The sequence below is a fragment of the Nocardiopsis synnemataformans genome (assembly GCF_965343085.1).
Lineage (GTDB): Bacteria > Actinomycetota > Actinomycetes > Streptosporangiales > Streptosporangiaceae > Nocardiopsis > Nocardiopsis alborubida.
Window position 1 is genome coordinate 45865 of record NZ_CBDRFA010000056.1, and the last position, 10341, is coordinate 56205.

The 10341-nt window shown below is 70.3% G+C and carries 10 protein-coding genes; 7 read left to right on the forward strand and 3 right to left on the reverse strand.

The genetic code is table 11. From position 1 onward, the window contains the following. The first annotated feature begins 20 nt into the window (after positions 1-20). The 5 genes from ACSIH6_RS27095 to ACSIH6_RS27115 all read left to right on the forward strand — a co-directional run bounded on the left by ACSIH6_RS27095 (position 21) and on the right by ACSIH6_RS27115 (position 5534). Positions 21-1442 carry a DUF6177 family protein gene (locus tag ACSIH6_RS27095; protein WP_435111170.1) on the forward strand — a complete coding sequence of 474 codons (1422 nt, stop codon included), beginning with the start codon at positions 21-23 and terminating at the stop codon, positions 1440-1442. A 234-nt stretch (positions 1443-1676) separates the two neighbouring features. Beyond that, positions 1677-1994 carry a cell envelope biogenesis protein TolA gene (locus ACSIH6_RS27100; protein ID WP_435111171.1) on the forward strand — a complete coding sequence of 106 codons (318 nt, stop codon included), beginning with the start codon at positions 1677-1679 and terminating at the stop codon, positions 1992-1994. Then, positions 1991-2326: a DUF6507 family protein gene (locus tag ACSIH6_RS27105; RefSeq protein ID WP_435111172.1), complete on the forward strand. Its 336-nt coding sequence runs from the start codon at positions 1991-1993 to the stop codon at positions 2324-2326. The genes ACSIH6_RS27100 and ACSIH6_RS27105 overlap by 4 nt, the downstream gene beginning before the upstream one ends. Before the next feature lie 33 nt (positions 2327-2359). Beyond that, the gene (locus ACSIH6_RS27110) at positions 2360-4870 is read left to right on the forward strand and encodes a hypothetical protein (RefSeq protein ID WP_435111173.1); all 2511 of its coding nucleotides are present in this window, start codon (positions 2360-2362) and stop codon (positions 4868-4870) included. After that, complete coding sequence (locus ACSIH6_RS27115) at positions 4854-5534, forward strand: pentapeptide repeat-containing protein (protein WP_435111174.1); 681 nt, start codon at positions 4854-4856, stop codon at positions 5532-5534. Before ACSIH6_RS27110 ends, ACSIH6_RS27115 begins: the two co-directional genes overlap by 17 nt. Positions 5535-5603: 69 nt before the next feature. Here the strand turns inward: ACSIH6_RS27115 and ACSIH6_RS27120 are convergent, their stop codons facing one another. The 3 genes from ACSIH6_RS27120 to ACSIH6_RS27130 form a co-directional block, all read right to left on the reverse strand. Further along, positions 5604-5786 carry a Scr1 family TA system antitoxin-like transcriptional regulator gene (locus ACSIH6_RS27120; RefSeq protein WP_435111175.1) on the reverse strand — a complete coding sequence of 61 codons (183 nt, stop codon included), beginning with the start codon at positions 5784-5786 and terminating at the stop codon, positions 5604-5606. A gap of 261 nt (positions 5787-6047) precedes the next feature. Next, positions 6048-6413, reverse strand: coding sequence for a DUF3140 domain-containing protein (locus ACSIH6_RS27125; protein WP_435111176.1), 366 nt, complete (start codon positions 6411-6413; stop codon positions 6048-6050). 33 nt (positions 6414-6446) lie between these two features. Further along, on the reverse strand, positions 6447-7499 hold the full coding sequence (locus ACSIH6_RS27130) for an SDR family oxidoreductase (protein ID WP_435111177.1): 1053 nt from the start codon (positions 7497-7499) through the stop codon (positions 6447-6449). Between the two features lie 155 nt (positions 7500-7654). Here ACSIH6_RS27130 and ACSIH6_RS27135 point away from each other — a divergent pair, with 155 nt between their 5' ends. Together ACSIH6_RS27135 and ACSIH6_RS27140 are read left to right on the forward strand one after the other, a co-directional pair. After that, complete coding sequence (locus ACSIH6_RS27135) at positions 7655-9526, forward strand: glycoside hydrolase family 15 protein (protein ID WP_435111178.1); 1872 nt, start codon at positions 7655-7657, stop codon at positions 9524-9526. Further along, positions 9519-10049, forward strand: coding sequence for a DUF1360 domain-containing protein (locus ACSIH6_RS27140; protein WP_435111179.1), 531 nt, complete (start codon positions 9519-9521; stop codon positions 10047-10049). Before ACSIH6_RS27135 ends, ACSIH6_RS27140 begins: the two co-directional genes overlap by 8 nt. Positions 10050-10341 lie beyond the last annotated feature (292 nt).

Consider the following 10341-nt stretch of genomic DNA (forward strand, 5'->3'; position numbering starts at 1 on the left):
CAGTCCCCCCGGGAGAGCCCTTGAGCTACGACGTGGTGGCCCTGGTCACCGAAGAGCCCGACGAGCACGCGATCGTCCACGCCCTGCAAGGCGTGGACCCCGAGCTGCGGCTGCACTGGCACGGCGACACCCATGTCATGCAGATCCGTGACGGGGACGCCCACCTGCTGGCCACCCTCGAACCCGGGCAGCGGGTGGAGCGTCCGGACGCTGTCGTGCGCCTGCTGGGGCCGGAGGTCGTGGCGGGGCTGCCGGAGACGTTCTGGTGGGTGGAGACGCGCGCCCGCCCCGACGAACGGGGGCGTGAGGTGGCCCACCGGTTCGCCGACGGGCTCGTACTGCGGCTCGGCGGGGCGGTGTGGACCTCGGGGCAGGCCGACTTCGGCCTGTGGGAGGAGCCGGAGCACCCGGCGGTCGAGCGCACCGCGACCAGGGCGCTCCTGGTCGCCCAGGACCGGGCGGTGGTGCCGTTCTCGTCCTGGCTCAGCGACGCGGTGGCCACGCACGGCGGGGAGAGGACGCTCCAGGTGCTCACCCCGCCCACCGCGCGCCTGACCTACGCGGTGCGCACCTTCGCGGCCGGATCGCTGGGGCGCTGGGTGGTGCGGGGCGAGGACGGCGGCCACTACGACGGCATCACCGGTCTGCCCGTGCGCTGGGACGACGAGCAGGGGTTCCGCGCGGACAGGGAACCGGTCGGGCTGGCGTGGGCTGCCGGGAAACCGGACGCCGAGCCGGTTCCGGGGTTCCTGGCGGACTTCGCCGAGAGCGCCGGAACGCAGGTCGTGGTGGATGTGTCGGTTCTCCACCGCGCCCCCTTCACCCCGGACCTGGGCCGTGCGGCGGAGGTCGTCGCCGAGCACCTGGCCGGGACCGCGCCGTCGGCGTGGGGTCCGCACGAGCCCGCGCTCATGGCCTGGGACCGCGAACGGGTGGCCGGTTTCGTCCGCGAGCGCGGGCCCAAGCCCTCGATCCTGTACCTGGAGGGGCCGCTGGGCGAGGGGCGTCCCTTCTCGGGGCAGCTCCACCTGGCCCGGCGTGGGAGCCGACTCCTGGAGCGGGTGTCGGTGGTGACCGGGTTCGAGGACGAGGACACCGTGCCCTTCGACGCGTTCCCGGCCCTGGTGGAGGCGCTGGCGGCCGAGGGGCTGTTGGAGGGGTTGCGCGTGCGCCGTATCCCCGGGCGCGCCGATGTCACCTACGTGCCGGTGTGGGCGGGGCCCGCGGTCCCGGTCGGGCTCGCGGTCGGGCCGGGCCGGCTGCGCAGGATCGGAACCGGCCGTGCCCAGGCGGGGCCGATCCCGGGCACGCTCGTCGGCGAGGGTGACGGCCAGGCGGTCTGGTACCCGGTGGTGGAGGAGGCTGGGGCGCCCCTGCGGGCGCTGGACCTCATGCGGAGGCAGACGGAGTACCTGTCCGCGACTTCCGCGAAGAGGGCCTGAGTCGTTCCGGAGGGAGTCGGGTTCCCCTTTCTCGCAGAAAAAATGATGTATATCACTCGAGCTGTCTTCAGCTGCGTGTTCTGTTCGTCCGGACGGAGAACCCTGTCCCGACCATCGCAGGGGCGGCTCTTCCCGCGAACCAGAGCCCGTCGTGGGGCGTCACCCCCTATACGCATACTGCTACTGGAGTCCGCCAGGCGGACCCCGGATCCAACGAGGGAGGGCAGCGGTCGGATGAAGTTCGAACTGGTGGAGCCGTCGGACGAGTCGGACGAGAGTGCCGCCGTCGCCGATTTCCGAGACCCGGCACTCGCTGACGGGATCGTGGTCGTCAAGGAGCCGGACGAAACCTCCCGCACACCCGTCCGGGAACGCAGGGCCAGGGCGGTCGAGGGTGTGCGCGCCTCGTTGGAGCTGCTGCGGGCCCGCGCCGCCGAGCGGAGCATGACCGAGGCCCGCGGCGCTGCCGCTCCTGTGCCCGTGGCGCAGACCGGAGCCCTGTTCCACGCGCACCGGTTCGCCGCTGGCGTTCCCGGAAAGGAGAAGCGATGAGCCAGTGGAACATCGACGTCTACGGGGTCTCGCTGGTCCTGAGCGACCTGGGCGACCAGCTCGGCCTCGAAGGAGGCGGGTTCTCCGACACCATCGACTCCACCGCCGACGGGATCGAGATGGCGCTGACCAACGCCAAGAGCCCGCCCGTGGAGTCCGCCCTGGCCGGGTTCTTCGACCACTTCACCGGCGAGACCGACGCCATGTTCACCCGCACCCTGTCCTGCCTCCAGGGTGCCAACGACGCCACCATGGCCTACAACCAGGGCCAGGAGGAGATGGCCGCCGAGGCCCAGAGCCAGGCGGGCACCGGCGAGAACCTCGACCTGTGACCTGACGCTTCGCCCCCCACGGAAGGCCCCCTGGTGAGTTTCGAGCCCACCCAGCCCCAGGACGGCGTGGACCCCAACCCGTTCACGCTCATCGACCCGGACACCATCCCCTACCCCCTCACCGATGTCTGGTCCCTCAACTACGCGGCCGAGACCCTGCGCACCGGCGGGGAGGACCTCTTCGGCGGGGCCGAGGACATGTCCTCCACCTGGGGCGGGCTCCAGTCCCACTACACCGCGCCGGAGAGCGAGACGCTCTTCGCCGCGATGGACCCGGTCCTCACCCGCGGCGAGGACATCCAGAGCGACCTGAGCACCGTCGCCAGCGCGCTGGAGGACCTGGCCGAGGCCGCGCAGACCGCACGCCGGTCGCTCAACGGCCTGCGGATCGAGGCCCAGAGTCTGTGGAACGCCAACCACGACAAGAAGGTGTGGTGGCTGAACAAGGACGACGAGACCGACGAGTGGGCCTGGCTGGAGAACATCCGTATCAAGGACGCGGTCAACACGGCCTGGTCGACGTTCAACGAGGCCGAGAACGCGTGCGCGTCCCGGATCTCGGCGGTGTTCGGCGGTCCCGCCTACGCCTCCCCGGACCAGGCCGGCGCGGGCGACTTCGTCTACGGTCTGCCCAGTGACGCCGGTGAGCGCGACATGTCCCTGGGACACCACCTGAGTCTCGAGGGCGTCAACGCCAACTTCAACGACTTCGCGGCTTGGGCTGGCAGCGAGTTCCACCCCTCACTGGCCAGCTTCGACAACGACATAGGCCAGGCCGTCTGGGACGTGGTGGTCACCGACGTGTTGTGGGGCTCGGCGGTGGGGCTGACGTCCAAGCTCGGGTACTGGCACCCCGACAACGGGTGGCGCTTCGATCCCTCGGGCCGCTGGGAGAACACGAAGGCGGCCTGGGGCGACGCGGGGATGGACGCGGCCGCCCTGATCGGCATCCACGACGAACACGGCTGGCTGTGGGACCCCGGAGCGGGTGGTCGAGAGGGCTGGGGCTCCGGATGGGACCGGTGGACCGACAACATCGAGGCCAGCGGTGCCGAGGTGTGGGAGGGCCACAGCGCCTGGTCCACGCGCGAGGACGGCGTCGCCTATTCCAACACCACCATGGCCACCAACGCGGTGATGATGACCGGCGGGCTTCCGCTCAAGCTGGTCAAGATCATCGCTGGGACGGGTGTGGACGTCCCCTCCTCCGGTTCAGACGGTTCGGATTCTGACGGCTCTGACTCCGGAGGCTCCGACAACTCCATGTCGCAAGGCGGGCCGGGGAGCGGGAACTGGCCCAGCAGCCCCCTGCCCCAGCGTCCGGAGGGCAGCACTCCGACCGGTGAGCGCTTCGCACATCAGCTCACGGTGCTCCAGGAATCCCTGCTCGACCCCAACCGGTTCCGCGAGACTCCCTCCAGCCCGCCGAACACACCTTCCCCCAGTCCGACCGGTTCCGTTCCCGAAGGTGTTGGGGACCGGCCCTCCCAGAGCCCGTCCGCGCCGCAGCGGAGTGAGGCCCCGCAGGCTCAGGAGGGCGGCACACCGCCCCACCGTCCCAGTGAGGAGGCTGCCCCGCGACGCCCCGCCGAGGACAGGCAAGAGGACGGGCAAGAGGCGTCACGTCCCCGCGAGGAGGAGGCGGGCGTGCCGAGGGGGCCCGAGGAGAGGCCCGGCGCACCGGCACCGACTCCGCGGCTGGACGGTGAGTCCGATCGCGGCGACTCCGGCGCACCCCGAGCGGAGGACGACCCCGAGCAGCGTCCCCCGCGTCGTGACGAGGACGCCGAGGGCGACCAAGGCGATGAGCGGGCACCGCGTCGCGATGACGAGCGGGAGGGCACGGGCGGTCCGCGCGAGGAACCGGAGGCGGAGCGTCCCGAGCCCGCCACCGGCGGCGGTGGCGGTGGTGGCGACGAGCCCCCCAACGACCGCACCGGTACCGGCGGGGACGAGGACGATCCCGACAGCGGCGGCGACCGTGAAGACGGATCGTCCGAAGAGCCGGATTCCGGGGACTCGGATTCGGACTCTTCTGATTACCAGAGTCCTGAACCGGGGTCGGACGCTTTCGAGTCCCGCGTGGAAGAGCTCATGGACGACCCTGCCAAGAAAAATGACAATCCGACTCAGCACCAACTGGATAAGGCCAGGCGGGAGGCCGAGGTCGGTTTGGCGGCAGAGCGGCAGGGTTTGGTTCCTGGTCCCATTCAACGCGCGGAAATCGATAATTCAGACCCTGCGTTTCAACGAGACCAGGGTGATATTATCGATGGCGCTGGACAGTCGTGGGACATCAAGGGCTTCCGGGATACCTTCCCAGCAGGTCCAAGAGCAGGGCAACCCATGCCACCAGGCATGAGGGGCGGGTTCGATATAAATCGGATCGAGAACGAGATCCGAGGCGAGCTCGAAAATGGAGAGAACGTGCTTCTAGATATTACGGGGATAGCTTTGCCGGAAAACTTGAGGTCCTTGCGTGAGCTCATTAAGAACAACCCAGAATGGGATGGCAAGGTGATCATCGTTGAAGAAGGAGAGTGAATTCGAGACGGTGTACGAGGCTGCTATCTTGCCGGTCGACAGTGAGGCTGCGTCGGCCGTCCGTTCATATATTGACTGGCTGAACACGAACGGGGATCGAGGAGGGGAGCTCGGCGTGTCCACGATGGACATGCGAGGGTCTGACCTGTCGGGAATACCTATGGCATACCTGCATTTTATTCAGACTGATCTCAGTGGGTGTGCTTTTAACGGATGCGACTTCTCGAAATCGGAACTCAGTGCGGCCGTCCTCAACAATTCGAAGTTCATCGGAGCAAATTTCCGCAAGGCCGACCTCTCGGAGTGCGAGGCCCGGGGCACTGACTTCACCAGGGCCTCGTTCGTTGGTACTAAGTTCTACCGTGCCGAAATCGTCGGCTCATGCTTCAGAGGGGCGCACCTCAACGCGGCGTGGATGCACGAGGCGGATCTGCGTGGATCAGATCTGTCAGGCGTGTGGTTCGGACCGGGCGGAGATTCCGGAACCGCTGTCCTCAAGGAGGCCAAGGTCCTCGGGTGTGGGGTGGCCGGAGCCGGTGGTTGGGTCAGGGGGACCGTGGACGTCGGCACAGAAAGCGAGCCCCGCGTCATCGGTGGGCGAAAGCTCGCCGAGTGGTTCCGGGACAACGGGGCACCGGATGTGAGAATCGCAGACGAGGTCTGAGCGGGAGCGGGCGAGCCGGTGGCGGTCCCCACCCGCTCTCTCCGTGCGCCGAGGGTTAAGGCGGGGGGTTCAGCGGATGTCGCGGTGCTCCAAAAGCCTGCGTGTGGGCTGTCCTTCGCTCAGGGCGAAGGCCCGGAGCCTGTTGAAGAGAGCGCCGTACTCTTCCACGTCCTCCTGACCGGTCAGAAAGAAGCTGGAAGTCCGTCCTTCGGTGTACACCGCTGTCAGCCCATGGTTGCTGACATGCAGCATGATGACGACGAAGGGCGCCTCAGTCCAGGCCCAGTTCCCGGTCCATCGCGGACAGTTCGTCGGCGGCCTCACGGTGGCGCTGGTCGTCTCCGCGCGTGTACTCCAGCGGAGAACCCGCGCGGACTCAGGGGTGGGTGGCGACCTTGCGATAGGTGATCTCCCCGGCGAAGGGGCGTCCCGCCCCGCGGGGACGGCTCGGCGGACGGCCGCCGACGCGCGCCGGGGCGGGCGCCCGCGCCCGCCCCGCCTTCACGGTGACCGCTATCCGGCGAGGTCCTCCTCGTCGGGTCGGGCCGAGTCCGGGCTGAGCGGGTCGTGTCCCACCGACATCAGCCGGTGCCGCCACTCCGCGTCCTCGCGGTGCGGGTCCGCCAGCTGGCCGCGGACGTACTCGGTCACCTCGCGCATCAGCTCGACGTCGGACTCGGTCACGTCCCCGCGGCGCTTGTTCAGCAGGTTCACGACCGCCTCACCCCTCCTGGACACCGTGTGGCCCGGCTCGGTCCGGAAGGAGTCCTCACCTGAGGCGTTCGTGAGCAGCCACTCGCGCAGCTGCTCCCCGGTCATGTTCACCACCGCGTGGAACTCCTCCCACGCCTCGTCGACGACGGGATCGTGCTCAACCATGCTCTTCCCCCTCGGTTTCGGCTTCGTTCGAGATCAGGGCCGTCGGCGCGCTCCCCGTGCGACCGCGTAGCCCGCGGCTCCGGCCGCGAACCCCGCGGCGCCCACCAGGGCCACGGTGCCCCGCCGCTGGCTCAGTTCCTGGAGCAGGCTCGACTCGCGCGACTCGTCGTCGAACTCGCCGTGCGCGCCGAAGTCGTGCTCGTCGTCCAGGGGGCGGAACAGGTTGTCGCGCGCGGGCGGGTGGGCGTCGCGGACCTGGCTCCTGCGTCCGGTGAGTCCCAGCTGCCAGTCGAGCACCCTTGGTGCGAACCGCTGGCCCAGGACGGTGGCCACCGTCGAGATCCCCACCCAGTACCGGCGCCGTCGCGGGTGCTCGGCGCCCCAGACGATCGCCCGGGCCGCGACCTCGGGCTGGTACACGGGGGCCACGGGGCGCGGGCGGCGGCCGTCCAGGTGCGCGCGCGTCCAGGTGAACTGCGGTGTGTTCACCGCGGGCAGGTGCACCTCCGTCACCCGGATCCCCGATCCGCGGTGGATCAGCTCCGCCCGTACGGAGTCGGTGAACCCGCGTATCGCGTGCTTGGCCCCGCAGTACGCCGCCTGTAGGGGGATGCCGCGGTAGGCCAGGGCCGACCCGACCTGCACGATCACACCCCGGTCCCGGGGCAGCATGCGCTCCAGGGCGGCCTGGGTGCCGTGCACGTAGCCGTGGTAGCAGACGTCGGTGACCCGGTGGTACTCCTCCGGCTCCACCTCCATGAACGGCGAGATGACCGTGGCGAGTACGCAGTTCACCCACACGTCCACCGGTCCCAGCTCCGACTCGACCTGGGCCAGGGCCCCGCGCACCGCCTCGGCGTCGCTGACGTCCACCCGCAGCGCCATCGCGGGCACGCCCTCGGCGCGGGCCTCCGCCGAGGCGGCCTCCAGCCCCGTCTGTCCCCGCGCGAGCAGCGCGACGGTGTACCCCCGTCGGGCGAACTCCCGCGCGGTCGCCCTGCCGACACCCGCGCTGGCCCCGCTGACCACCGCGATCCGGCCGTTCGGTCTCCCGGCCACCTCGGCCACCCCCACACGGGTCGACACGGCCGCTTCCGGCCCTTCGCCCCCTCCGCTACCCGGGAGCGCCGCCCGATATGTACATGCCACGGCAAGCTTCTGAGCTGTCGTTTCGCCAGGGGAGCCCCGGGGCAGTCGCACATGAGGGGTTCCCGGGAACACGACACGACTCGGAGGTGCGGATGGGGCAGGGCACCACGAGCATCGGCGACCACGGCTTCCTCTCGGACTGCCACACCGCCGCGCTCACCACACCGGACGGCACTGTCGACTGGTTGTGCGTTCCCCGGTTCGACGGACCCGCCCTCGTCTCGGGGATCCTGGATCCGCGCGGCGGCGGGTGGACCCTGGAGGTCGAGGGGGCGAGCCCGGCCGGACGCGCCTACGTCGACGACACGCTCGTCCTGGAGACGCTCTGGCGGGGCACGGACACGGAGGTGGCCGTCCGCGACCTGCTCGCGGTGCGAAGGTCGGGGGAGAGCGAGACGGGCCTGTACCGGGAGGGTTTCCTCCTGCGGGTCGTCGAGTGCCGCTCGGGGAGCACGTCCGTGCGCTCGCGGCTCGACGCCAGGCCCGACTTCGCGCGTGCCGAACCCGTGTGGGAACGGGTGGACGGCGGGCTGCGGGAGGTCTCGGGGCCGCTGCTGTCGGGTTCGCCCGCCCCCGCGCTCGCACGGGACGGCGTGCCGGAGTACCGCGTGGAGCTCGCCGAGGGGGACACCGCCGTGTTCGCCCTGGACTACCTGGAGGGCGGGCGCCGCGTCGGACTGGGGGAGGGGCGGGCCCTGCTCCGGGAGACCCTGGAATCCTGGCGGGAGTGGTCCGGGCGCATCGGCTACGACGGGGTCGGCGCCACGCACGTGCGCCGCAGCGCGCTCACCCTGCGCGGCCTGCTCCACGAGGAGAGCGGCGCCCTGATCGCCGCGCCCACCACGTCCCTGCCCGAGTGGCCGGGAGGTCCGCGCAACTGGGACTACCGCTACGTCTGGCACCGCGACGCCGCGCTCGTCGTCCTGGCCTTCCTGCGGCTCGGGCACGCGGAGGAGGCCGGGCACTACCTGCGCTTCCTGCTGCGGATGTGCGGTCAGCCGATCGACTGGGTTCCCCCGGTGCAGGCGGTCGACGAGCAGCCCCCGCCCGGGGAGGAGACCCTGGACCACCTCGCCGGGCACGCCGGGTCGAGGCCGGTCCGCGTCGGCAACGACGCCTACTCACAACACCAGCTGGACGTGTACGGGCACGTGCTCGACGCCGCGCTGTCCTACGAGGAGGCCACCGGCGAGCTCGCGCGCGAGGACGTCGAACAGCTCTCCTCGATGGTCGACGCGGCATGTCGGATCTGGCGCGAGCCGGACGACGGCATGTGGGAGGTGCGGTCGCGGCCGCGGCACTGGACGAGCTCCAAGGTCTACGCCTGGGTGTGCCTGGACCGCGGGATCCAGCTGGTCACCGAGTCCGGCAAGGCGGGCGGGGACGTCCCCCTGGACGAGTGGCGCAAGGAGCTGGCCGCCATCCGCGAGGAGGTCCTCGACCGGGGCTACGACGCCGCGGCCGGGACCTTCACGCAGTCCTACTGCTCGTCCCACGTGGACGGGTCGCTGCTGCGGATCCCGCTCCTGGGCTTCCTGGACGGGACCGACCCGCGCGTGCTCGCGACCCTGGAGCGGGTGGACGCGGAGCTGGGCGGAGAGGGCGGTCTCGTCCACAGGTACGACCCCGAGACGACCGACGACGGACTGGGCACCCCGGAGGGCGCCTTCCTCCTCTGCTCCTTCGACATGATCTCCGCCCTGGTGCTGGCCGGGCGGACCGAGGAGGCGCGGCGGAGGTTCGAGGAACTGTGCGGGAGCCCGGGAGAGCTCGGCCTGCACGCGGAGGAGATGGCCGCCGACGGCACCATGCTGGGCAACTTCCCCCAGGCCTTCACCCACCTCGCGCTGATCGAGGCTGCGGTCAACCTCGACCAGGCGGGGGACGGGGAGGCGCTGCACGCGTGGGTGCGCGACAGGTCGGGCGGCACGACACGACGAAGGAGGACTGGAACAGATGGCTGACCACAACACCACAGGGGACATCAAGGAGACGATCCAGGAGGAGGCTGAGGCCTACCGGGGCGACAGCGACCAGCCCCTCCTGGGGTACGCGGCCGTGGTCTCGGGCTACCTGGCCCTGGTGGGAGTCGGGCTGCTCGCCGCGCGCCGGTTCCGGGGCAGACGCAGGGCCGAGAGCGTGGGGCCGTGGGACCTGGCGCTGATGGGGCTGACCACGCACAAGCTGTCCCGGATGCTGGCGAAGGATCCCGTCACCAGCCCTCTCCGGGCGTTCTTCACCCGCTTCCAGGGGGTCTCGGCTCCGGCCGAGCTGGCCGAGGAGGTGCGCGGCCAGGGCGGCCGCCGGGCGGTCGGCGAGCTGATCACCTGCCCGTTCTGCACCGCGCAGTGGATCGCCACGGCGTACGCCTTCGGTCTGGTGTTCGCGCCCGGGGTAACCCGTGGGACCGGGGCGGTGTTCAGTGCCGTGGCCGTGTCCGACTGGCTCCAACTGGCGTACGTGCGCCTCCAGAAGGCCCAGGAGTAGTGTCAGAAGGCTCAGGAACAGCGTCGAGTAGTGCCGAGTAGCGCTGCTACGTCCTGGGGTTAGCGCCGCTACGTCCCAGCGGCCGGTGAGTGGGTTAGCGCTGGTACCGCTTGGTGTTAGCGCCGTTATGCCCGGGTGTTGGCCCGATCCGCCGTTATCGCCGATACGCCTTGGGGATAGCACCGCTACGCCCCAGTGCCCAGTTAACGCTGTTACTGCTTGGGCGTAGCGCCGTTACGATCCCGGCCATCGGCTTGGAGCGACCGAAGCCCCGGAGGGCGCGACAGAGAAG